We start from the raw sequence: 24,658 nt of genomic DNA, 5'->3' as shown, positions 1-24,658 counted from the left end.
TATTAAGCTCCCAACACCACACAGCTATCCGCGTCCCAGCAGAGTTGCACTTCATCACCCCAGGTTGGCATCCCTTTACGATAGCGATGGCCATTCTGTAGCTGCGCACTCAGCATCTGCCCACTGTGTAATTTAACGTGATAGATAGACAAATCGCCCAGATAGGCAATGTGCACCACTTCACCCACCGCAAAGTTACAACCGTCTTCCGGCACCTGCTCGCACAGCATCACTTTCTCTGGACGCAGGGCAACAAAAACTGGCACACCGTCAACCACCGAAGCATCAGAATCAACTTTCAACGGATGACGTAAGCCGGGGCTATCAATAATTAGTGCATCATCCAAACGCTCTTTTAGCACCCCTTCAAACACATTCACCGAACCGATAAACTCTGCGCTGAATCTACTGTTAGGATGCTCATAGATCTCTTCTGGCTCGCCAATTTGCACAAACTTGCCACGGTTCATAATGGCAATGCGCCCGGCCATGGTCATCGCTTCTTCCTGATCATGGGTCACCATGACGCAAGTGGCCCCCACCCGCTCTAAGATATCCACTACTTCCAGTTGCATGCGGTCGCGCAGCTTTTTATCTAATGCGCCCATGGGCTCATCCAGCAGCAGCAGTTTGGGCCGTTTCGCCAAACTGCGCGCCAGTGCCACTCGCTGGCGCTGACCGCCAGAGAGCTGGTGCGGCTTACGTTTGGCAAACTCTTGCATATGCACCAATGTCAGCATCTCTGCCACTCGGCTTTTGATTTCATCCGTTGGGAGTTTGTCTTGCTTCAAACCAAAGGCGATATTTTGCTCGACAGTCATATGTGGGAATAATGCATACGACTGGAACATCATATTGATTGGGCGCTGATAAGGCGGCACATGCGACAAATCCTGCCCATCAAGCACTATTTGCCCCTGAGTCGGTTGTTCAAAACCGGCCAGCATACGCAACAGGGTGGATTTGCCACAGCCTGAAGCCCCTAACAGCGCAAAAATCTCACCTTTATAGATGGTCAAATTGACATCATCTACCGCGGCCTGACCATCAAATGATTTGGTTAAATTGCGAATCTCCAGCAAGGGGGTAAACACCTTCTGGGATTTTGGCTGCGGACGGGGAATTACATCATTCACTCAGCGTGCTCTCCGTGAAAGCAGAACAGGCCGCAATCAAGGTGCGGCACAATAAAAAAACAGGAACAGGAAGATACACTCCCTGTCCCTACCATGGTCTATTTTACTTTTTCATCAATGGGTTAACAGTCTTCAATGAGTAACTGCGTCACGCCAATGGTTTATTTACCGCTTTTCACTTTGGTCCAGGCCCGCGTGATCACGCGATCAATTTTCGGATCTTGTACTTTCAGAGTGAACATTTTGGCGCGCACATCAGCTGGCGGGTAAATGCCCGGATTATCACGAATTTCTGCATTCACCAGCGGGGTTGCCGCTTTGTTGGCATTCGCATAGAACACATGATTACTGATATTCGCAATCACATCAGGGCGCATCAGGTAATTCAGGAACTGATAAGCTTCATCCTGATTTTTGGCATCAGATGGCATCGCAAACACATCAAAGAAAGCTAGTGCCCCTTCCTTTGGAATGCTGTAAGCCACATTCACACCATTTTTAGCTTCTTTGGCACGATTAGAAGCCTGCATAACATCACCAGCCCAACCTACCGCAACGCAGATATCGCCGTTGGCCAAATCATTAATATATTGTGATGAGTGGAAATAGCGGATATTCGGTCGTAATTTCAACAGTAAATCAGTGGCCGGGCCGGTGTAATCACTGGCCTGAATACTGTTCGGATCTTTGCCCAGATAATTGAGCACGGTGGCAAAAATCTCACTTGGCGCATCGAGGAAAGAGACGCCACAACTTTTCAGCTTCTCAAGATTTTCGGGTTTTAATACTAAATCCCAGCTGTTGACAGGGGCATCAGTCCCCAGTGCTGCTTTAACTTTTTCTACGTTATAGCCGATACCCGTAGTCGCCCACAGATAAGGGATTGCGTGTTTATTCTCAGGATCGTGTTTGCTGACCAGCGCCAACAATTCGGGATCAAGATTTTTGTAATTCGGTAATTTGCTTTTATCCAGCGGCTTAAATACGCCAGCAGACAATTGACGTTCGAGGAAACTGGCAGATGGCACCACCAAGTCAAACCCGGTACTCCCCGCCATCAATTTACCTTCCAACACCTCGTTGGAGTCAAACACATCATAGACAACTTTAATGCCGGTCTCTTTCTGGAAATTTGCCAGCGTATCCGGCGCGATATAATCGGACCAGTTGTAAACGTGCAGTGTTTTTTCCTCAGCAGATGCTGAGACGGACGCGGCCATTAACAGGCCAGCAGCAACACCCGATAACCACTTTTTACGTTGGGTGAACATCCGTTAACTCCTCCAAAATAGGGGGTGAGGTCGTACGCAAATTTGTATCCGATGGGATACAACACCTTTGGCCTGCCGAGCGCGATTGCCACAAACACCAGATGCATGACTATGCACGGCGTGTGATTATTAACCTAACAAGGATAATCACTGATATTGCGGGGGAATATTATGCCCTTTGCAGAAACAGCAGCATAACCGCAGTTCGCAATTCACACCAGACTCTAGGGTAAAAAACGCCTTTTATCGATTTTTTATGCATATTCTATCTATGTAATGCGCCACTAACGGTATAAACGGCGATAAATATCTGGCAAAGGAGGGTAAAAAGCAGAATATCTTATGGTTTATAAGGGGAATAGCAGTGTGCCACTGATGATCAGCAGCACTCTGATAATTGATGTGGGGTGTCAATTAATGAATAACAGGATAAGCCGTGGCAGTTTGCGGCAACTCATCGTCGTCACTGTTGCCAATGAAGAGCAAATCATTAGCACGCGCTTCCAAAATAATCATTGAGATCTGTTCTTCGCACTGCTGCATAAAGTAGCCAAATTGGGCAAATGTCACCCCCACTTCTATTGTCAGCGACTGGCAAACAATCAGTTTTGGCAGATTATCATCCTGAATATCAATAAAGGCTTTAACCGTCAGTGAACTGGCATTAATTTGGCTAAGATCGGCCACTAATGGGATCAAGGCTGTCGGCCGAATCTCGGCCAGTGCAGAGAACAGAATGACGTTATCAACCAAATCAACTTTGGCATCAAACACACCCTCAAAATTTTGCATATGCGGCAAATGCAGTGCCTGGCAGGAATCGCATTCAAAAAATGAGATACCGAGCTGATCCAGCCAACGCCGTAATAAGGCTAAATCCGGGACGATGAGTGAATCCATAACTACCTACCTCACGATTCTCATAATACGAAAAGTGGCATAGCTTACGGAATATTGGCCGACAGCGCCACTTCAATCCCGACTAATTTAATGCCCTAAAGAAGACTTGGTCATGACCTTACTCAGATTTATTCTCCTTTTTTATTCGCTCTTCATCTAACTCTTTCTTGGATTGCGGTTTGGATATTCTATCTGCACTGCCTAATAATGGCCCAAAACCGCTGGCAACGCGCCAAACAATATAGGCGGCAGCCGGGAGCATCAGGCCAATTCCGACAAAAATCATAATAATCGCAACAGTGGCGGTTCCCATCGAACCAGGTAATGACACAAAGTCATTAATACTGAGATAGGCAACAACCAGTAATACCATCCCCAACACTTCTGAAATAATCACAATGCGGGGCATATCTCCTAACGAGCGCATCTTTGCCTCCGATAAGCTCAAGAACGACTTTGACTCAGTGTATTGAATCCTCACTGTTTGTAACAGTATCGATAAGCAAATAGGTAAGATTAATCAGACTAACAGGTAATTCCTGCTTTTTTTTCACTACGCCAAAGGGCATAGTAGACCCCAGTGAGAGTGAGTAATGCGCCAGAAGTCATTTAACAGTTGAATATATCAGTAACTGTTGGCGAAGTGATTATCTCAATTTAATCAAGGAGTTATACATGTTTGCTGTAATTTTCGGGCGTCCTGGATGTCCTTACTGTGTTCGTGCCAAAGAACTGGCGGAAAAGCTGGAAACTGAACGCGACGATTTTAAATTCCGTTACATCGACATCCATGCGGAAGGTATTACCAAAGCTGACCTGGAAAAAACAGTCGGCAAACCGGTAGAAACCGTGCCACAAATCTTTATCGATGAAAAACACATTGGTGGTTGCACCGATTTTGAAGCTTACGCGAAACAAAATCTAAGCCTGTTCCAGTAATCCGGTTAGCAACCAACTGAAGTTTTCTATACCAATAGGGTTTTTCTGTCAATTTTGGTTGGTTTTATCCGATAAAGGGTGTTTAACACCCTTTTTTATTGCCTGTCATTTATCTCACCGCAGTAAAAATATCGTCCCAAAGCGGTTCACCTCGATTATTAGTAGCATATAAGCCCACATTTTATTACTAACCAAGCATATCTATCTGGCTATGCCAAACTTCCTGCTTACTACTGGCTGTCTCGCAGCAGACCGATTAGAATAAGCCCCGCTATTGCCAACATTTATCTTTTTTTGGCGATAACATTTTTGAATTTAAAGATATGTGTCGCTCTAGCGTTACATTGAGGGCGAGTGCATCGTAAATCATCGTCATCCGGGCTAAATAGAAAGTCATACTAGTGAATATAAACGTCGCAAATTTGTTAAACGGCAACTACATATTGCTGTTATTCGTAGTTTTAGCGCTAGGATTATGCCTAGGCAAACTGCGACTGGGTCCTATTCAATTAGGCAACGCTATTGGTGTGTTGGTGGTATCACTGTTGCTTGGGCAACAGCATTTTACTATCAATACAGAAGCGCTCAATCTGGGCTTTATGCTGTTTATTTTTTGTGTCGGTGTCGAAGCTGGCCCAAACTTTTTCTCTATTTTCTTCCGCGATGGCAAAAACTACCTGATGCTCGCCTTGGTCATGGTGGGCAGTGCCATGATTCTGGCCCTCGGTCTTGGTAAGTTATTTGGCTGGGATATTGGTCTAACGGCCGGTATGCTTGCAGGTTCAATGACATCAACTCCCGTGCTGGTGGGTGCCGGCGACACATTGCGCCATACCATCGCCAATAATCCAGCGCTGCAACATGCCCAAGATAACCTGAGCCTCGGTTATGCCCTGACCTACCTGATTGGCTTGGTCAGCCTGATTTTAGGCGCGCGCTACCTCCCTAAATTGCAGCATCAAGACTTACCGACCAGTGCTCAGCAAATTGCGCGCGAACGTGGCCTTGATACCGATAGCCAACGTAAAGTTTATTTACCCGTGATTCGTGCCTATCGTGTCGGCCCAGAACTGGTGGCGTGGGCTGATGGTAAAAATCTACGCGAACTGGGGATCTACCGCCAAACGGGCTGTTATATCGAGCGAATTCGCCGCAATGGTATTCTGGCAAACCCGGATGGCGATGCAGTGCTGCAAGTGGGTGATGAGATCTCGCTGGTGGGTTATCCCGATGCACATTCGCGGCTTGACCCCAGCTTCCGTAATGGGAAAGAAGTCTTTGACCGTGACCTGCTGGACATGCGCATTGTGACAGAAGAAATTGTGGTCAAAAACAGCAATGCGGTAGGCAAACGTCTAAGTCATTTAAAACTGACCGACCACGGCTGTTTCCTTAACCGGGTGATTCGCAGCCAAATCGAAATGCCGATTGATGACAATGTGGTCTTGAATAAAGGCGATGTATTGCAAGTCAGTGGTGATGCCCGCCGAGTGAAAAGCGTGGCTGAAAAGATTGGCTTTATCTCCATTCACAGCCAAGTTACCGACCTACTGGCTTTCTGTGCCTTCTTTATTTTGGGATTAATGATTGGCCTGATTACCTTCCAATTCAGTAATTTCAGCTTCGGTATTGGTAATGCTGCCGGGTTATTAATGGCTGGCATCATGCTCGGGTTTTTACGTGCTAACCACCCTACTTTCGGCTATATCCCGCAAGGGGCGCTTAATATGGTGAAAGAGTTCGGGTTGATGGTCTTTATGGCTGGCGTCGGGTTAAGCGCCGGTGGGGGCATTAATAGCAGTCTGGGAGCCATTGGTGGGCAGATGCTAATATCTGGCCTGATAGTCAGTTTAGTGCCGGTCGTTATCTGCTTTATCTTTGGCGCTTATGTATTGCGCATGAACCGAGCTCTGCTTTTCGGCGCGATAATGGGGGCTCGGACGTGCGCTCCGGCGATGGATATCATCAGCGACACCGCCCGCAGTAATATCCCAGCCCTAGGTTATGCAGGAACTTATGCCATCGCGAACGTATTATTGACGTTAGCAGGCTCATTAATCGTCATTGTCTGGCCGGGGGTATTAGGTTAGCGCGGAAAAAGTGCATTTAAGATAAAACTAAACATTATTTTATACTTTTTTCATTTGCCCAGAACTTTCTTACCGAGCTGGGGTCTGAATTAATGCCACTGCTTTTCTTTGATGTCCCCATATTGAGGAGCCCGATAGTCCCGCCTTCTTAGGTTCAAGACTAATCGGGTTTTTTCTTGCCTGAAATTCAAACCATTACCTATCAATACCTTACAAGCACTTTGCATGGCCATTGGCGGTGGAATGGCGGCAGCACTTTGAAATTTTTCATTTAAATGCTTGAGTTTTAGGTCTGTTCGCCTAGTATTTACGCATCTTAACTATAGAGATATTAAATACTTACATACAGGATGGTGCTAAAAAGGCGAGTGAACTAGATTCTCAAATAGAAAGGAAAGGATAGCTGACAATTTCATTTCTTTTTTTTAATATCGAATTCCAGCGCAAGCATTACCACACCTGACTTACGCACTATTTTATCTCACTATCATAAGATCTATTTCGTAAAAAAGTTTACAGACTCGCTCCAATGAAATATTTGGGGGCAAAGCTCAAGAGCCTTAAATAGGCTTGCTGTATGCATTGCTGGGTCGGAGTTCATCATACGAAATAGCGACATGCTCACTATATGCAGGTCTATTAAGAAGTCGTTTATAGTAGGCTTCAACATATGGCATTGATTTTCTTTTTATATCAATATCATAGTAACGATACAAAACATGTCCAAATTGAATATCGGCTAATGAGAAGTGTTCGCTTGCCAAATAATTCCTAGAGGTGAATATTTCTTCGGCAATCATTAAATTATTTTCAAACTGTTCAACTGCCAATCTGATAGCTTCTATATCATGCAATTCATTGGGAGTACGTGCAACCCGCCAAAAAATTGGTGCCGTAAATGCCAATGCGACATTTAACTTTGACCACTCCATCCAACGATCAACTTCGGTTCTTGCCAGTAAATCATCAGGCCAAAAATCCCCTTTTGCATATCGATTAGCAAGATATCGCAGTATAGCTCCGGTTTCCCATAAAGGAGGATTACAGCCATCCTGTAAAACAGGAACAGTACGGTTTGGATTTAAGCGATAAAACTCGTCAGTGTTAGTACCACCATAACGATGCCCAATATCATGTCTCTTATAAGGTAAATCCAACTCCCCAATACACCACATGAGAGCTTGCACATTCGATGAAGTTTTACGACCCCAGACCGTTAGCAATGTATTCTCCAGAAAGTCATCTAAAAATATTCTTTCAATAATACATACATAAATTAATCCAAGAAAGCATCCGCCCCTATAGACCCAAATCAATCTGTAGCTATAGTAACACTATTAATCACTTAAATTTCAGCTTAGAAACGGTCTGTGAAATCCCCCACAACCCACGCCAGCTCTGACATAGTGGCATTTATCCGCATTGAACAAAAGCGCGTAAAGAGATCCAATTCATTCCACGCAAACCACACAATCCCCTTTAAATTCAATGCACTAATACTTTTACGCGATCCACTCCAAGATCCAAAAACTGAAAAACATTGAAATTCTTTTCAATCTTTTCAGTTGGCGAAACGCCGCAAAGCCCCAGCCACGGCGCGGGCTGGCGGGATGTTTTGTAGAAAAATAAAACTGAAAAAACTTTATAACGCAAAGTGTGCAGGCGGGTGCGGTGTAGTGCCGTTTCCGTCATGATTACGTTTCTTCCGTGGCGTGTTCTGCTACGTGCGCGGGGCGTGGCTGGCGTGTCAAACGACCATCGGCCAACATCGCTTTGATAGTGTCTGAATCTAAACCAGTCAACTCGCCATATCTCTCAACTGTGACGTGAGGAGTTAGAAGAGTGATTGAAATATTAGGTCTCATGATGCAACATCCCCTATTCGCTTGTGGTGAGCGGTAGTAACGATAAATAACGGGTGGTTATTCACTTTTCGAGATGAATTTAATATCTCGAAAAGTGAATGTCAATAAATAAACTTCACTTTTCGAGATGAACATGGATCTTCGACGTGGTGGCCAAGCGGCAATTGACCGGATGCTGGAGGCTTATGGCTTCAGTACAAAGCAGGCTTTATGTGAGCAATTAGGCATATCTGCCAGTACATTAGCCAACCGTTATCTACGTGATACTTTTCCCGCAGACCTTGTGATTCAGTGTGCTTTAGAGACTGGCGCATCACTACGTTGGTTAACGACTGGCGAGGGCGTAATGTATGAAAATGCTAAACAGCTTGATATCGTGCAGATTCCTCGCCAAAAGTTGTTAGACGGCAAACTCTACGATTCAAACTTCTATATGTTCGATAAGGCGTTCTTGCCTGACGGATTAAAAGACCCGGTAGTTATCCTTGATGGGGATATTACCTATATTGCTGATCGCAAGTTCGATGAAGTACAGGATGGCAAATGGGTTGTTGATATTGAGGGAACAATCAGCGTCCGAGATATTATCCGGATTCCCGGTGGCAAAGTGAGGGTTGAAGGCGGGAAGTTTTCTTTTGATTGTAGGTTAGAAGATATCAATTTCCTTATTGCAATAAAATCCATGTTTTTAATTACTAATTGAAATCAAGGGACATATGTTCATAGAATCAGTTAAATTAAAAAATTTCAAATCATTCAAGAATTTAGAAATGAATGACATTCCGAAATTTTGTGTGATTGTAGGGGCTAATGGGGTTGGGAAAACAACTTTGTTTGATGTATTTGGCTTCCTCAAAGACTGTCTGACATACAATGTTAGAAATGCGATACAAAGGCGGGGAGGTTTTAATGAGGTTCTTAGTAGAGGAACAGATTTTAATAATAGAACAATCGAGATTGAAGTAAAATTCAGACTAGAAATTAGTGGCTATGAACGTTTAGTCACATATATTTTAAAATTAAATGAAGATGCAAAAAAAAGAACTTATGTTGATAGAGAGATACTCCGTTATAAGCGTGGCCCATATGGTTCCCCTTATCATTTTCTTGATTTTTCTAAGGGAAAAGGGACTGCCATTATTAATGAAGATGACTTTAGTAAAAAAGATGAGGAGCTTAATAGAGAAGAACAAATTCTTGATTCCGATGATGTTCTAGCAATAAAAGGGCTTGGCCAGTTTTCTAAATTTAAGGCTGCAAGTGCTTTCAGACAATTAATTGAAAATTGGCATGTTTCAGATTTTCATATTAACGCAGCCAGAGGAACAAAAGATGCTGTAGGGTACGAAGATCACCTATCTGCCACTGGTGATAATTTACAACTAGTTGCTCGAAATATTCATGACAATTACCCTGAGATATTCGCTGAAATAATTACTGCGATGAAACATAGAGTTCCTGGTGTTTCTGACGTAAAACCAATAAGTACACAAGACGGTAGACTTTTATTAGGTTTTCAAGATGGGAGTTTTGCAGACCCTTTTATCGACAGATTTGTGTCTGATGGTACATTAAAAATGTTTGCGTACTTAGTACAATTACATGATCCCACTCCTCACCCATTACTTTGTGTTGAAGAACCTGAAAACCAATTATACCCTAAATTATTAACAGAATTAGCTGAAGAATTTAGAGCATATACTACTAGAGGTGGCCAAGTTTTCGTCTCAACACATTCACCTGATTTTCTAAATGCAGTAGGTATTGACGAAGTTTTTTGGTTGTCAAAGAATCAAGGTTATACAACTGCAAATAGAGCAAAAGAAGATACTCAACTTGTTGCTTATATGAATGATGGCGACAAGATGGGATATCTTTGGAAGCAAGGATTCTTCCCTGGAGTTGACCCTCAATGAGAACTATTGTCTTTTTACTTGAAGAGTTATCTGCCGCTGAAATGTTAAAAGGCTTAGTTCCAAGAGTTATTCCGGGTGATATAACTGTCCGATATATTGCATTTGAAGGTAAAAATGATCTTGAAAAACAATTAACAAAAAAACTGAGAGGATGGCAAACACCTAATACAACATTTGTTATTATCCGAGATAAAGATGGTGGAGATGGCCCTACAATAAAACAGCGGCTATTAATGTTATGCGCTGCATCCGGTAAGCAGAGTTATTTAATACGTATAGCCTGTCATGAACTAGAAAGTTGGTATCTAGGTGATTTGATTGCGGTTGATCAAGCGCTAAACCTAAATACAACCCCCCAACAGAATAATAGAAAATTTAGGACTCCCGATAACTTAGCAAATGCGGCAGAAGAGTTGATTAAACTCACTAATCACTCATATCAAAAAGTAGCCGGCTCTAGGGCTATTGGGAAAGTATTAAGAATACATGGTAATCTTTCCCATAGTTATAATGTGTTCATTAGTGGGCTTCAAAGTATTTAAGTGAATTAGATTATGTATTGCTGTCCAATTACAATCTTTTTATTGATAATATCAAACATTGACCACTGTTCATTCATACAGTTAAATACCCCCTTATCTTCAAAGGGGGTTATCAATGTCAGTACGCAAACAGCCAACAGGCCAATGGTTATGTGAGTGCTACCCGGCAGGCCGTACAGGTCGCCGGGTAAGAAAAATGTTTGCGACCAAAGGTGAAGCGTTAGCCTTTGAACGATACACCATGGATCAGGTAAGTAATAAGCCTTGGTTAGGGGACGCACCAGACCGCCGCACATTAAGCGAAATTGCCGAACTTTGGTATAACCTGCACGGCCGTTCTTTAGAGGCCGGTGAAAAGGTTTATAAAAAACTGAAACTGATAGTTGCCGCACTGGGTGATCCCCCTGCCCACAGTTTGAGTGGCAAAGATTTTGCTCACTATCGCTCTAAGCGTTTGTCTGGCGAGATTTATTTCTCAGAGAAATGGAAGAAAGGCGCAAAGCCAGTCACCGTGAATCTGGAACAAAGTTTTTTGAGCGGTATGTTTAGCGAGTTGGCCAGATTAGGCGAATGGAACCTACCGAACCCATTAGACAATCTGCGCAAGTATGCCGTGGCAGAAAAAGAGATGGCGTGGCTCACTCATGAACAGATTAAAACACTATTGGCCGCATGTAGTTTTGGCCGGGCAGATTTACCTATGGTAGTTAAAGTTTGCCTCAGTACCGGGGCGCGATGGAATGAAGCAGAAAAGCTCACCCGCTCACAGGTTAGCCCGCACAAAATTACTTTTGTCAGAACCAAAGGTAAAAAGAACCGCAGTGTGCCAATCAGCAAAGAACTTCATGACGAGTTAATCGCGTTAGAGGGAGACCGGCTTTTCAGTGAGTGTTATTTCCGCTTTATGGCGGCAATCAACACCACAGACATTAAGTTACCTGCTGGCCAGCTCACGCATGTTTTGCGCCACACCTTTGCCGCTCACTTTATGATGTCCGGGGGCAACATTCTGGTATTACAGCGCATCCTTGGCCACAGTGATATTCAGATGACAATGCGTTATGCTCACTTCGCGCCAGAGCACCTAGAAACCGCTGTACAGTTCAATCCGCTAACCACCATGAGCACTGGCGGCAAAGTGGCGGCGGAGGTTACCCTTCCCTAGTATTTACTACCCCTCAATAACTAATTAACTCACTGTATTTATTGTATATTGTTGTTTTATATAGAGTAATGAGACTATCGGGTTTTTTCTTGTCTGGAATTTGAGTCCTGCTGTAATCCCCTTCGCTATCAGCCCTTAAGGCTTTCTTAAGACAAAATAAACACAATATCAACATCAAAACCTCTGCTTCAGGCCATTTCGTGAAGACCAACAAACTGCCCGCTCAATCAAACGCAACTATGTCTATATTAAATAATACCTCAACGGTACAGATAATTAGGACAAAGTCCCTTTACTCACTGCCGTTATCCTTTTATTTTTGGCAGGTTTTTGGGTTGTTGATCAGCGGATTGCTGTTTCTGTGGTTGTCCCGCAACGAGCAACTGGATTGGTTTATCAGTAATTACTGGTTTGACCCGGTTGGCCAGAATTTTCCGTGGGATAATAATTACTGGCTGGATTTACTTAACCACCGGTTACTGAAACTGAGCATTATCAGTGCGGCGATCGTCACATTGTTATGGGGCATTTATCGTCGCAATGGGCGCTTGGTGACCACCATGTTGCTGCTGGGTATCGGCCCATTGGTGATCGGTATTCTAAAAGCCACCAGCGCGCACTCCTGCCCTTGGGATTTGGTGGAGTACGGCGGTAAATCCCTGAGCTACGTATTGATGGGGACGGCCCCAGTCGGTGCAGGCCCCGGCCACTGCTTCCCCGGTGGCCATGCATCCAGCGGTTTTGCAGTAATGGCACTGTTTTTCTTGTTTTACCCAGAGCGCCCGCGATTGGCCACACTGTGTTGGTTCGTCGGTGCCAGCCTTGGCATGTTGATGGGGTTTGGTCAAATTATGCGTGGGGCACATTTTCTTACTCACAACCTGTGGGCAGGTTGGTGGGTATGGCTCAGCCAGTTGGCTGTGTTTTGGATGATTAGCGGTTTTTACCACCGCGATAAAGGTACAAAATGATGGAACAAATGAATTACTTTTTCTTTTCCATGATAAATGCGACTCCAGCATCACCATCGTGGATAATTTCTTTTGCGACTTTTATCGCACGCGATCTCATTATGATTATCCCTATTTTGCTCATAGGGCTGTGGCTATGGGGGCCGAAAAACACTATGGATATGCAGCGCACCATGGTCACTAAAGCTGCCATTGCCCTTGCATTCTCCATGCTATCAGCCACTTGTATTGGCATGCTTATTCCCCATGATCGACCTTTCGTGGTGGGTTTTGGCTATAACTTTTTACCGCACTCACCGGACAGTTCTTTCCCGAGCGATCACGGCACCGCTATTTTTACCGTGGCCTTAGCCTTTGTTTTCTGGCACAAACTCTGGTCGGCAGTCAGCATGATGATCGTGGCGGTCGCCATTGCATGGTCACGCATTTATCTGGGTGTTCACTGGCCATTAGATATGGTGGGAGCCTTCCTGCTAGGGATTGTCGGCTGCTTGTTCGCACAGCTAGTGTGGAATTTATTCGGGGAAGCTATTTCGAATGGTATGCAGCGTCTTTATCACGTAAGTTTTGCCTTGCCGATCAGTAGAGGATGGGTCAGAAGCTAATCCTCCGCACGTTACTTATCTCACATTGCCGGTAAGCGAAAAGACCGGCAATCTCTCTCGTCAAAAATACCACTCTATTTAAAACCAATAAAATTCAATCAGATACACTTCAATTAAGTGTATCTGTTGTCTATTTAATCGCCATCAATGTAATTAAAATAACAAAATAAAATCTAAAATAGCCATATTTGTGAGAATTATCTTTGTTTTTTCTTTTAAATGTTATTATTATAACAACAGAACTAACTTACAGATGAACAAAAGGATAATAATCATGACGATCAATTACGCTAGCTACATTGACCATACCCTACTGGCAATGGATGCCACTGAAGCACAAATCATTAAGTTGTGTGAAGAAGCTAAACAGCATCATTTCTATACTGTATGTGTTAACTCTGGCTATGTTCCCCTGGCGGCACAGCAACTGGCGGGTAGCCCAGTAAAAGTATGCTCAGTAATTGGGTTCCCTCTGGGGGCCGGTCTGACCGAAGCAAAAGCCTTTGAAGCTCAAGCGGCTATCAAGGCTGGCGCACAAGAGATTGATATGGTTATCAATGTTGGCTGGTTAAAAAGCGGCAAAATTGATGAAGTTAAAGCTGACATCAAGGCTGTGCGTGATAATTGCGGCGCAACACCGTTGAAAGTAATATTAGAGACTTGCCTGCTTAGCGATGCACAAATTGTACAAGTTTGTGATATCTGCCGTGAGCTTGACGTCGCTTTTGTTAAAACTTCAACCGGTTTCAGCACCGGTGGCGCGAAAGAAGAACATGTAAAATTGATGCGTGCCACAGTCGGCCCGGTCATGGGTGTTAAGGCATCCGGTGCAGTTCGAGACCAAGCAACAGCTGAAACCATGATTAAAGCTGGCGCGACACGCATTGGTACCAGTTCAGGAGTGGCCATCGTTTCAGGCCAGTCCGCCTCCGCATCAAGTTACTAAATTATTGTAAGCCCGGCGCTTGTCGGGCTTAATTATTGCCATCGACTGTTTTACTCTGTTTTTTGTTTTGTAATAGCTTGTTTTAGATTGCATTACAAAGAGTTGTGCGCAATATTTGGTTTTGAAAATAACTTGTCAGGAATAGCTTATGGAAACCCGCCGTGCTGAACGAATTAATAAACTTACTCAGGCCCTTAAGCGTTCCGACAAAATCCATCTAAAAGACGCCGCCAATCTGCTGCGCGTGTCTGAAATGACCATTCGCCGAGATCTTAGCGCTGAACCTACTGCCGTCATTTTGTTGGGCGGTTACGTGGTGATGGACCCAAAAAGCAATAACGCCAATAACTATTTTGTTTCGGACCAACAAGCCAAGCAGGTGGAAGAAAAACGCCGCATCGGTCAGTTGGCAGCACGTCTTATTGCCGAGAATGACACTGTTTTTTTTGATTGTGGCACCACAATTCCATCAATCATTGACGAAATAGATGAAGAACTGTCATTTACCGCCATTTGCTACTCCCTCAACACTTTTCTTTCCTTACAAGATAAACCTAACTGTAAAGTGATCCTGTGTGGTGGCGAGTTCAAGCCTAACAACTACATTTTCACCCCTATCAGCCAGCACAATGAACTAGACAACGCCTGCCCGAATAAAGCTTTTATCTCCGCAGCCGGTGTTTCAATTGAGTACGGCGCAACGTGTTTCAACTTCGACGAGATCCTACTGAAGCAACGGGCGATTGCCAAATCCCAGCATAAAATTCTGGTCGCTGACCACAGTAAGTTCGGCAAAATAAAACCTGCCAGTATTGGCGCTCTGACCCTCTTTGATGCATTGGTGACTGATCGCCAACCTGATGATGAATTCAGCCAATTCTTTTTACAGCATAGTATTAAAACCTACTGTTAAGCCCGCACGCCCTGCCCCACTGATTATTTCCCTTGCTAGTGAGATGCGCGTCATCTCGTTGGCATGGGATTTTTTCCGCTCTAAATACTGATTTAGTCGCTCGCTGACAGATCGCCTTGATTACATAGCAAAAATCTTAATTGTGTAAATACTGGATGAATACGATAGAGGTGTATTATCTAAAAAACGTATTATATTTAAGCAAAATAAGCCAAGGGGTTATAACCCTATTTTATTTGTGCTTAATATGATTTTTAATCTATAAAAAATTTAAAACACAATTTCATTCCATAATTAAGTGCCAGTAATAACTGAGCTTAAGGTAAATTAATTTAACATTTGTCATTCTTTTTAATACATCTATGCCAAGAAATAGCGACAGTTATATTGTCAGACAAATAATCATCACAATATTTCATATGACAAATAAACCATGGAATGCAAATAGTCACTCACTGACTTATTTAATTCAGCAATAAACCTTTCATTTTTGTCTTATTTAACTGTTTATATTACCGCCAGGTATCAGCAGCCATACTGATAACAGAAAAAAGATAAAGTCATTTAAAATCAATTAGTTAATTCAATATCATTATTTTACATTAATGATATTCATCAATAAATCAGTGAAAAACTTGATTTTAACTAGATTCATAAGCGTGGTTAAAATATATTTCCCACCAAGATAGAGAGGATGAAAATCTGATTGTTTATTTATTGAACAGTGCAAAGAATGCTTATTTATTATCCTTAGTGATAAAAAATAAACATTAACACAACAATCAGATGTAAATTCGTAACAAGTGATCGTCGGCGAGTTTATTGAGCATTTGAGAGCAGGATCACGGTAGTTTTCACTACAAATCGCTATCTTGCCGCCAGCAAAAACTAGAGTTCTTATCAGAACAATAAAAATATCCGATAAAACGAATTCACACTCTTACAATCGGTTAATTTTTGCACTTTAACTTTTAGGTATAACACGCGACTACGGCACCAACGTAATAACCAGGGCACCATTTTAGACGAATCGTTTAGACTGAATTTTTCGCCTGATAATGTCGCTAAATAAAGCATTACAGGAGCCTAACTTTCGGTTCTTAATTTTAAATTAACGTGTTCACTATGGAGATTTTTCATGGACACTACTCAAGTAGGCACTATTGCCTCCACGGGAAAAGTTTCATCAAGCACATGGCGTAAAACCGACACCATGTGGATGTTGGGTCTGTACGGAACAGCAATCGGTGCTGGCGTACTGTTCCTGCCAATCAACGCGGGTATCGGCGGCCTTCTGCCTCTTATCGTTATGGCTATCATCGCTTTCCCGATGACGTTTTATGCTCACCGTGGCCTGTGCCGCTTTGTGCTGTCAGGTAAAAATCCGGGTGAAGACATTACTGAAGTGGTTGAAGAGCATTTTGGTAAAGGCGCGGGTAAGCTGATTACTCTGCTTTACTTCTTTGCTATCTACCCAATCTTGTTGGTCTACAGTGTGGCAATTACCAACACTGTTGATAGCTTCATCACACACCAGATGCATCTGCCATCACCCCCACGTGCCATTCTGTCGCTGATTCTGATCATCGGCCTGATGACTATCGTGCGTTTTGGTGAGCATGCCATTGTGAAAGCAATGAGTATTCTGGTCTTCCCATTTGTCGCGGTATTGATGCTGTTGGCGGTCTATCTGATCCCTAACTGGTCAGGTGCGATATTTGAACATGTATCAATGGATGGCAATGGGACTGGCAGTGGCCTGTGGATGACCCTATGGCTGGTGATTCCGGTGATGGTATTCTCGTTCAACCACTCCCCGATCATTTCCGCCTTTGCGGTAGCAAAACGTGAAGAGTACGGTGTTGAGGCTGAGAAAAAATGCTCCCGCATTTTGGCTTTCGCTCACATCATGATGGTTGTTACGGTGATGTTCTTCGTATTCAGCTGCGTACTGAGCCTGTCTCCGGCTGATTTGGCTGAAGCAAAAAGCCAGAATATCTCTATTCTGTCTTACCTGGCTAACCACTTTAATACCCCAATGATTGCCTATATGGCTCCGGTCATTGCCTTTATCGCTATCACCAAATCTTTCCTGGGCCACTACTTAGGCGCACGTGAAGGCTTTAACGGGATGATGATCAAGTCTCTGCGTAGCAAAGGCAAAGCCATCAATCATGACAAACTGAACCGCATTACTGCACTGTTCATGCTGGTGACAACCTGGATCGTAGCAACCATGAACCCAAGCATCTTGGGCATGATTGAAACATTGGGTGGCCCAATCATCGCAATGCTGCTGTTCCTGATGCCAATGTATGCAATCCATAAAGTTCCTGCGATGCGCAAATACAGCGGTCACATCAGCAACGTATTCGTCGTCATCATGGGCCTGATTGCTATCTCTGCAATCTTGTTCAGCCTGTTCGGTAAATGATTTAGAGGCTGGCCAGTGCTCACGGCCAGCTCACAACCATCATCTGACGTTGTAAATTGTTTCAAAAGCCGGTGCGTCCGCGCCGGCTCTCTATTCCACGGTAATGTAAGCATTTTAATAATATTACCCAGCATGGGTATAACGCCTTTAACATGAAGGAGGCGAATATATGGTCAGCGTTTTTGACATTTTCAAGATTGGTATTGGTCCATCCAGCTCCCACACCGTCGGCCCAATGAAAGCCGGCAAGCTGTTTACCGATGATTTAATCACACTAGGACATCTTCCTGCCGTCACCCGAATCACTGTTGATGTTTACGGCTCTCTGTCTCTGACTGGTAAAGGTCACCATACTGATATCGCCATTATCATGGGGCTGGCGGGTAACTTGCCTGATACCGTTGATATTGATGCAATACAAGGATTTATCCGTGATGTAGAGTCGCGGGAACGCCTGTTACTGGCTAATGGTAGCCATGAAGTTGATTTCCCGGCAGTGGGTGGCATGAACTTCCATGAAACCAATTTGCCACTGCATGAAAATGGCATGTCCATCAGTGCACATGCTGGTGATGACTGTATTTACAGCAAAACCTATTACTCCATCGGCGGCGGGTTTATTGTCGATGAAACTCAGTTTGGTCAGCAAGATAGCCACGCAGTGACCGTGCCCTATCCCTTCAATTCTGCCCGCGATCTGCAAAAACACTGTAAAGATACCGGTTTATCTTTATCAGGTTTAGTGATGCAAAATGAGCTGGCTTTGCACAGTAAAGCCGAGATAAGCGCGCACTTTGCGGCGATCTGGGAGGTGATGCAAGCGGGGATTGAGCGCGGTATTAATACTGAAGGCCTGTTACCCGGCCCGATGAAAGTGCCGCGCCGTGCCGCGGCATTGCGCCGGATGCTGGTCACTACGGATAAGCATAATGCTGACCCAATGATGGTGGTTGATTGGATCAATATGTATGCCTTAGCGGTTAACGAAGAAAATGCCGCGGGCGGGCGTGTGGTCACAGCACCGACTAACGGGGCTTGCGGTATTATTCCTGCGGTTTTGGCTTACTACGATAAATTCATTCGCCCAGTGAATGAAAACTCTTACAGCCGTTATTTCCTGGTTTCAGGGGTTATTGGTGCGCTGTATAAAATGAACGCATCTATTTCTGGCGCAGAAGTGGGCTGTCAGGGGGAAGTCGGGGTTGCCTGTTCAATGGCCGCAGCAGGTTTGGCTGAGTTAATGGGAGGTAGCCCTGCTCAGGTCTGTATCGCCGCTGAAATCGCCATGGAGCATAATCTGGGGCTAACTTGTGACCCTGTGGCCGGGCAAGTTCAGGTGCCTTGCATTGAGCGTAATGCCATTTCCGCCGTGCAAGCGGTTAATGCCGCTCGGATGGCGCTGCGTCGGACTAGTGAGCCAAGTGTCTGTCTGGATAAAGTCATCGAAACGATGTATGAAACCGGCAAAGATATGAACTCAAAATATCGTGAAACGTCTCGCGGTGGGCTGGCAATCAAGATAGTCGCCTGCAACTGATGCACTAAGGCTAAAGTCAGTGATTCGGGTGAGTTCTCGCCACTACCCCATGCGGTTTCAAGTCCGAAGAGGTTACCCAAAGAACGTGGAGTTGCAGGTAGGCAGCAAGAGAGCAAATCCCGATGAGCTGACTCAAGTCAGTGACTCGGGTGAGTGAGCGCCGCTAACCCCTGCGGTTTCAAGTCCGAAGAGGTTACCCAAAGAACGTGGTGTTGCAGGTAGGCAGCAAGAGAGCAAATCCCGATGAGCTGACTCAAGTCAGTGATTCGGGTGAGTGAGCGCCGCTAACACCCCTGCGGCTTCAAGTTCGAAGGGTAATAGGGCGACCGGATAGTCGCCCTATATAATCATCCTAAACTTAACCAAAAACCCCGCCAAACCACTGGTTAAGTTTCATCATGACAAAATCCCAGATACGGCTAAAGAAGCCGCCCTCTTTGACTTCGTTCAATACCACTAGCGGGCGCTGGTCGATAGTTTTGCCATCCAGTTGAAAATCTATCGTCCCCACCACCTGATGCTTCGCCAGTGGTGCTCGTAGCTCTGTTTGATCCAGCTTATAACTGGCTTTCAAGTTCTTCATCTGCCCTTTCGGGATGGTGATGGCGGCATCTTGCGCAACACCAAGTTCAGCTTGCCCGGTGTCACCAAACCATACTTTCTGCGTCACAAAAGGTTTGGTGGCTTTAATCGGCACCACGGTTTCATAGAAGCGGAATCCCCACGTCAGGAGTTTCTCACTTTCACTGAAACGCACTCTATCGCTGGGCGCACCTAGTACCACAGAAATCAGTCGCATTGGCCCGTCGGTCGCCGAAGCCACCAGATTATGCCCCGCCCCGGTGGTATAGCCGGTTTTCATACCATCGACATTGAGATTAGTGCTCCATAACAGGCGGTTACGGTTAATCTGGCGAATTTTATTAAAGGTAAATTCTTTCTCTTTGTGTAGTGCATACTCTTCGGGCACATCACGGATCAGTGCTTGCCCCAATAAGGCCATATCGTGTGCGGTACTATACTGCCCCGGCGCATCAAGGCCATGCACTGTCATAAAGTTGGTATTGTTCAGGCCCAATGCTTTGGCGTAATTATTCATCAAGCCAACAAAACTATCCTGGCTCCCAGCGATATAATCCGCCAATGCGATGCTGGCATCATTACCTGATTGAATAACAATGCCTTTATTCAAATCGGACAATTTCACCTGATCGCCCGGTTTCAAAAACATCAGTGAAGAGCCTCGCAAGGCCGGATTACCAGTGGCCCAAGCATCTTTCCCGACAGTCACCAGATCATCCGGATGAACTTTACCGGCTTTAATCGCCTGCCCAATCACATAGCTGGACATAATTTTCGTCAAACTGGCCGGGTCAAGGCGTTGGTCACTGTTCCCCTCAGCCAGCACTTTCCCACTGTCATAGTCCATCAATACATAGGCTTTAGCATCGATCACCGGAGCCGCTGGAGCATCAGCCGCATGGGCGGCGGGCAGTACCAAGAGCAATAATCCGGCACTGAAAGAGAACTTTTTTGTCTTAAACGGGAGGGTAAATTTCATCATGAGGTCGCCAGAGTATCCTTGCAAATAATCGGAAATAAGTGGTATTCCCAGAACAAACCACAGTCCAATTAGCGAAAAAGTAACGTCTTTTCACTGATACTGAAATATTAGCTTAGTCATACTTCAGCACCTTTTCTAAATTTATCCCATTGCCGAGTCAATTGGGCGTAGTTTTACGTTTTGTTTTGTAAAGATGCGCTTTTTCAATAAATATTGATGGCTACGCGGCTAACCATCTTCCTATCTAAACGTCCTTACACCTAAGCAGCTAAACGTCTAAAAAACAATAATCATATTCCAAAAAGGAATATAAATGGGTTATTTGTTCTTTTTAGTGCCTAAGTCGCTAGCGCTATTATCCCGCCATAGGTTGTTAACTGAACTCACTCAGTTAACTCAAATTTTTGCTGGAGCAAATAATGGCAATCCCTCGCTCGGTGCTTGATCTTATCGGCCATACCCCCCTTTTGGAACTGACCCGCTTTGATACCGACCCGTGCCAATTGTTTGTGAAGTTGGAAAATCAAAACCCCGGCGGTTCGATTAAAGATAGAGTCGCGCTGTCGATGATTGAACAGGCGGAACGAGATGGTCTGCTGTCACCCGGTGGCACTATTATTGAAGCCACTGCGGGCAATACTGGCCTGGGGCTGGCGCTGGTAGCGGCACTAAAAGGCTACAAATTGGTCTTGGTGGTGCCGGATAAAATGAGTCAGGAGAAAATTTTCCATCTACGGGCGTTAGGCGCACAAGTGTTGCTAACCCGTTCTGATGTGGGTAAAGGTCATCCGGCTTATTATCAGGATTATGCCCTGCGTCTGGCCCAGGAAATCCCCGGCGCTTTCTATATTGACCAGTTCAATAACCCTGCGAATCCGGCGGCACACCGGACATCAACCGGCCCAGAACTGTGGCAGCAGATGGACGAACACATCGACGCCATCGTGGTCGGTGTCGGCTCAAGTGGCACCTTGAGTGGGCTGAGCCAATATTTTGCTGAGGTTTCGCCGACCACCGAGTTTGTGCTGGCTGATCCCGCCGGTTCTATTTTGGCGGATTACGTCAACAGCTCACAGATTAATGATGCCGGCAGTTGGTTGGTCGAAGGTATTGGTGAGGATTTCATTCCGCCACTGAGTAATTTCTCTCAGGTAAAAAAATCCTACCAAATTGATGATGCCGAAGCATTCAGCACTGCCCGCACCCTATTACGCGAAGAAGGGATTCTGGCGGGTTCTTCAACCGGTACCTTGCTGGCTGCGGCATTGCGCTATTGCCGCGAGCAGACCACACCGAAACGGGTCGTGACCTTTGTCTGCGACAGTGGGAATAAATACCTGTCAAAAATGTTCAATGACTACTGGCTACTGGAGCAGGGTTTACTCAGCAAACCTCAACATGGCGATTTGCGCGATTACATCACTTATAGCCATCAGGATGGTGCGACTGTCTCGGTCACGCCACAAGACACACTGGCGGTCGCTCATGCCCGGATGCGCCTGTATGACATCTCACAGTTACCGGTGTTAGACGGCGAAAAAGTCGTTGGGCTGATTGATGAGTGGGATCTGCTGAATGCGGTCCAAGCCGATGCCAACCATTTTAAATTACCCGTCAGTACCGCCATGACACGTCAAGTCAACACGCTGCAAAAAGAGGCGGATTACCACGCGCTACTGACCACCTTTAATGATGGTCATGTCGCGGTAGTACTGGATGGCGAACACTTTCTTGGCCTGATTACCCGCACCGATGTTTTGAATACCTGGCGTCAAAAGCTGGCTTAACCTTCTCTTATTAAGGATTTTTATTATGGCAAAGTTCGATACGCTGACCGTCCACGCCGGTTATACCCCTGACAGCACCGGTGCCGTGATGCCCGCCATTTACGCGACATCCACGTTTGCACAACCGGCTCCCGGCGAACATACCGGATATGAATATTCCCGCAGTGGTAACCCCACTCGTACTGCACTGGAAAACGCTATTGCAGAACTGGAGGGTGGCCTTCGTGGTTACGCCTTCGCTTCCGGTTTGGCAGCTTGTTCAACTGTACTTGAACTGCTGGATCAAGGCAGCCATATCATTGCAGTTGATGATTTATATGGCGGAACTTACCGATTGTTGGAGAAAGTGCGCAGTCGCAGCGCCGGTTTGCGCGTGACTTATGTTTCTCCGGCAGATACCGCAGCACTGGAACAGGCCATTTTACCTGACACCAAAATGATCTGGGTGGAGACACCGACTAACCCACTGTTAAAACTGGCCGATCTGGCAGCTATTGCCGCTATTGCCAAGCAACATCGTCTGATCAGTGTGGCTGATAATACCTTTGCCTCGCCTTACATTCAGCGCCCACTGGAACTGGGCTTTGATATTGTGGTGCATTCAGCCACCAAATATCTTAATGGTCATTCTGATGTGGTAGCCGGGGTGGCAGCGGTAGGGAATAACCCTGAGCTGGCTGAGCAATTGGGCTTTTTGCACAACGCCGTGGGGGGAATTTTAGACCCATTCAGCAGTTTCCTGACATTGCGCGGTTTACGCACGCTGGCTTTGCGGATGGCACGACATAATCACAGTGCTCAGCGCATTGCCGAATGGCTTGAACAGCAGCCACAAGTGGAAAATGTGTATTATCCGGGGCTGAAAAGTCACCCACAACATGCGCTGGCAGCCAAACAGATGGCCGGTTTTGGTGGCATGATATCTGTCCGCTTGAAAGGGGATGATGCCTTTGCTCGTGCAGTGATTAAGCGCTCACATCTGTTTACGCTGGCCGAAAGTCTTGGCGGAGTCGAGAGCTTAATCAGCCAGCCTTACAGCATGACCCATGCTTCAATCCCCTTGGAAACCCGACTCAAACACGGTATTACGCCACAATTACTGCGTTTGTCCGTCGGTATTGAAGATACTGAAGATTTGATAGCTGATTTGGCGCAAGCGTTAAATGGTTAATTTTTAATAAAAAATACGGTAGGAGTGGAGGCTTTCCTACCGTGATACACACAGCGCTGAAAACTAAACGGCTCTTTGCCATCTATGCCCGCGCTCTTCAAAAATCAATTTTTCTATTGATTGCTGCACTTCAGAATCGGCCAGAATACGTAAAAAATGGCCCACACCACTGGCCTCATCAATAGATTCCACATACAGCGCCCGCAAAGAGACATCTGCTGTTCGTGGCAAGCTGGTTTGCCCTTTTTCCCAACGAGCTACCGTCTGTACATCCACACCGAGTAATGCCGCGAGTGCTTTTTGCGACATGTTCATTTCAATACGTATAAAGCGAATCTCATCGGCGACTAAAGGATTGCTGCGGTTAACTAATATTTTGCCAATGAGGCGATGCAAACCATCAACATCATCAATACTGGTAAACCGCTCACCATCAACAACATCACAGTGATAACCATTAGCCAACCATACCGTGGTTAAACCACTCTCCGTGTAGTGATACATGACTTTTCTCCATTACTTAATCATCACCGTGACAACAAATACCGTAGGGTCGTCCTCATGCCGCTTTAGCACCGTCACTATTTCAATCACATCACCTGCGGCAACACCTTGTAAGTTAAACTTCCAGTCACCGGCGGCAGTTTGGTGCGGTACTTCGATAAATCGGCTGTGCTTGCTGACAAAAACATGCAAAATTTGCCGCAGCGTAACACTCCGTTCAGACATCCTTTGCTTGGCATGCCGGCTGATACGAATACGTCCAGTATGATTCATTGCCAGATCGTTAACTATTTTTCGTGCTGAAACAGCACTGAGCGGAAACTCCCTGACCGTCATTCCCTGATAACGTAAAGGTGTATTAGATTCCATTCAATCACCTCTCAATTTTGTACCTATCATTTT

23 protein-coding genes and 1 pseudogene are annotated in these 24,658 nt (G+C 45.2%); 14 read left to right on the top strand and 10 right to left on the bottom strand.

Translation table 11 applies throughout. The features are described from left to right. Window positions 1–2: 2 nt before the first annotated feature. The 4 genes from potG to FTA96_RS15605 all read right to left on the bottom strand — a co-directional run bounded on the left by potG (window position 3) and on the right by FTA96_RS15605 (window position 3,734). Window positions 3–1,136: a putrescine ABC transporter ATP-binding subunit PotG gene (gene potG, locus FTA96_RS15625; RefSeq protein ID WP_050106264.1), complete on the bottom strand. Its 1,134-nt coding sequence runs from the start codon at window positions 1,134–1,136 to the stop codon at window positions 3–5. Between the two features lie 161 nt (window positions 1,137–1,297). Next, on the bottom strand, window positions 1,298–2,407 hold the full coding sequence (gene potF, locus FTA96_RS15620; protein ID WP_050106262.1) for a spermidine/putrescine ABC transporter substrate-binding protein PotF: 1,110 nt from the start codon (window positions 2,405–2,407) through the stop codon (window positions 1,298–1,300). 414 nt (window positions 2,408–2,821) lie between these two features. Beyond that, window positions 2,822–3,307 carry a type III secretion system chaperone family protein gene (locus FTA96_RS15615; protein WP_004710760.1) on the bottom strand — a complete coding sequence of 162 codons (486 nt, stop codon included), beginning with the start codon at window positions 3,305–3,307 and terminating at the stop codon, window positions 2,822–2,824. A gap of 118 nt (window positions 3,308–3,425) precedes the next feature. Further along, window positions 3,426–3,734, bottom strand: coding sequence for a YbjC family protein (locus tag FTA96_RS15605; RefSeq protein WP_050106259.1), 309 nt, complete (start codon window positions 3,732–3,734; stop codon window positions 3,426–3,428). A gap of 248 nt (window positions 3,735–3,982) precedes the next feature. Between FTA96_RS15605 and FTA96_RS15600 the strand changes: the two genes are divergently transcribed. After that, window positions 3,983–4,246, top strand: coding sequence for a GrxA family glutaredoxin (locus tag FTA96_RS15600; protein WP_004710767.1), 264 nt, complete (start codon window positions 3,983–3,985; stop codon window positions 4,244–4,246). 401 nt (window positions 4,247–4,647) lie between these two features. Then, complete coding sequence (locus FTA96_RS15595) at window positions 4,648–6,336, top strand: aspartate:alanine antiporter (RefSeq protein WP_050106257.1); 1,689 nt, start codon at window positions 4,648–4,650, stop codon at window positions 6,334–6,336. Window positions 6,337–6,896: 560 nt separating this feature from the next. On the opposite strand, the gene FTA96_RS15590 is transcribed toward FTA96_RS15595, so the two are convergent. The 3 genes and pseudogenes from FTA96_RS15590 to FTA96_RS23555 all read right to left on the bottom strand — a co-directional run. Then, window positions 6,897–7,559: a glutathione S-transferase family protein gene (locus FTA96_RS15590; protein WP_145574251.1), complete on the bottom strand. Its 663-nt coding sequence runs from the start codon at window positions 7,557–7,559 to the stop codon at window positions 6,897–6,899. 262 nt (window positions 7,560–7,821) lie between these two features. Beyond that, window positions 7,822–8,028, bottom strand: a complete 207-nt coding sequence (locus tag FTA96_RS15585) for a hypothetical protein (protein ID WP_145574249.1) — start codon at window positions 8,026–8,028, stop codon at window positions 7,822–7,824. 50 nt (window positions 8,029–8,078) lie between these two features. Next, window positions 8,079–8,201, bottom strand: a pseudogene (locus FTA96_RS23555) (regulator); the annotation flags it as partial. A 133-nt stretch (window positions 8,202–8,334) separates the two neighbouring features. On the opposite strand from FTA96_RS23555, the gene FTA96_RS15580 reads away from it, so the two are divergent. From FTA96_RS15580 to FTA96_RS15535, 10 genes are all read left to right on the top strand, one after another. Further along, window positions 8,335–8,904, top strand: coding sequence for a phage repressor protein CI (locus FTA96_RS15580; RefSeq protein WP_145574248.1), 570 nt, complete (start codon window positions 8,335–8,337; stop codon window positions 8,902–8,904). Between the two features lie 13 nt (window positions 8,905–8,917). Next, window positions 8,918–10,117: an AAA family ATPase gene (locus tag FTA96_RS15575; protein WP_071706665.1), complete on the top strand. Its 1,200-nt coding sequence runs from the start codon at window positions 8,918–8,920 to the stop codon at window positions 10,115–10,117. After that, a complete protein-coding gene (locus FTA96_RS15570) occupies window positions 10,114–10,659 on the top strand; it encodes a DUF4276 family protein (protein WP_145574245.1) in 546 nt (181 codons plus the stop codon). Before FTA96_RS15575 ends, FTA96_RS15570 begins: the two co-directional genes overlap by 4 nt. Before the next feature lie 115 nt (window positions 10,660–10,774). Next, complete coding sequence (locus FTA96_RS15565) at window positions 10,775–11,824, top strand: phage integrase (RefSeq protein WP_145574244.1); 1,050 nt, start codon at window positions 10,775–10,777, stop codon at window positions 11,822–11,824. 299 nt (window positions 11,825–12,123) lie between these two features. After that, window positions 12,124–12,795 (top strand): phosphatase PAP2 family protein, encoded by a 672-nt coding sequence (locus FTA96_RS15560; protein WP_222424315.1) that lies wholly within the window; start codon window positions 12,124–12,126, stop codon window positions 12,793–12,795. Next, entirely contained in the window at window positions 12,795–13,400 is a 606-nt protein-coding gene (gene ybjG, locus FTA96_RS15555; RefSeq protein WP_050120918.1) for an undecaprenyl-diphosphate phosphatase, read from the top strand. The genes FTA96_RS15560 and ybjG overlap by 1 nt, the downstream gene beginning before the upstream one ends. Before the next feature lie 274 nt (window positions 13,401–13,674). Continuing rightward, window positions 13,675–14,346, top strand: a complete 672-nt coding sequence (deoC, locus tag FTA96_RS15550) for a deoxyribose-phosphate aldolase (protein ID WP_050106254.1) — start codon at window positions 13,675–13,677, stop codon at window positions 14,344–14,346. A gap of 148 nt (window positions 14,347–14,494) precedes the next feature. Next, window positions 14,495–15,259, top strand: a complete 765-nt coding sequence (gene deoR, locus FTA96_RS15545) for a DNA-binding transcriptional repressor DeoR (protein WP_145574240.1) — start codon at window positions 14,495–14,497, stop codon at window positions 15,257–15,259. Between the two features lie 1,138 nt (window positions 15,260–16,397). Continuing rightward, window positions 16,398–17,693 carry an HAAAP family serine/threonine permease gene (locus tag FTA96_RS15540; protein ID WP_050106251.1) on the top strand — a complete coding sequence of 432 codons (1,296 nt, stop codon included), beginning with the start codon at window positions 16,398–16,400 and terminating at the stop codon, window positions 17,691–17,693. 169 nt (window positions 17,694–17,862) lie between these two features. After that, on the top strand, window positions 17,863–19,230 hold the full coding sequence (locus FTA96_RS15535) for an L-serine ammonia-lyase (RefSeq protein WP_134957502.1): 1,368 nt from the start codon (window positions 17,863–17,865) through the stop codon (window positions 19,228–19,230). 358 nt (window positions 19,231–19,588) lie between these two features. On the opposite strand, the gene FTA96_RS15530 is transcribed toward FTA96_RS15535, so the two are convergent. Then, window positions 19,589–20,794, bottom strand: coding sequence for a serine hydrolase (locus FTA96_RS15530; protein ID WP_050106248.1), 1,206 nt, complete (start codon window positions 20,792–20,794; stop codon window positions 19,589–19,591). Between the two features lie 419 nt (window positions 20,795–21,213). Here FTA96_RS15530 and FTA96_RS15525 point away from each other — a divergent pair, with 419 nt between their 5' ends. Both FTA96_RS15525 and FTA96_RS15520 read left to right on the top strand, forming a co-directional pair. Next, window positions 21,214–22,581 carry a pyridoxal-phosphate dependent enzyme gene (locus tag FTA96_RS15525; RefSeq protein ID WP_145574238.1) on the top strand — a complete coding sequence of 456 codons (1,368 nt, stop codon included), beginning with the start codon at window positions 21,214–21,216 and terminating at the stop codon, window positions 22,579–22,581. Between the two features lie 25 nt (window positions 22,582–22,606). Then, window positions 22,607–23,752, top strand: coding sequence for a trans-sulfuration enzyme family protein (locus FTA96_RS15520; RefSeq protein WP_050106243.1), 1,146 nt, complete (start codon window positions 22,607–22,609; stop codon window positions 23,750–23,752). Window positions 23,753–23,815: 63 nt separating this feature from the next. On the opposite strand, the gene FTA96_RS15515 is transcribed toward FTA96_RS15520, so the two are convergent. Continuing rightward, window positions 23,816–24,256, bottom strand: coding sequence for a helix-turn-helix domain-containing protein (locus FTA96_RS15515; protein ID WP_050106242.1), 441 nt, complete (start codon window positions 24,254–24,256; stop codon window positions 23,816–23,818). 12 nt (window positions 24,257–24,268) lie between these two features. Next, window positions 24,269–24,625: a DUF4258 domain-containing protein gene (locus FTA96_RS15510; protein ID WP_050106240.1), complete on the bottom strand. Its 357-nt coding sequence runs from the start codon at window positions 24,623–24,625 to the stop codon at window positions 24,269–24,271. Window positions 24,626–24,658 lie beyond the last annotated feature (33 nt).

The organism is Yersinia alsatica (assembly GCF_902170305.1).
In the GTDB taxonomy this organism is placed as follows: domain Bacteria; phylum Pseudomonadota; class Gammaproteobacteria; order Enterobacterales; family Enterobacteriaceae; genus Yersinia; species Yersinia alsatica.
Note: the sequence above shows the minus strand (reverse complement) of the source record. Positions and strands in the feature narration are given on the sequence as shown.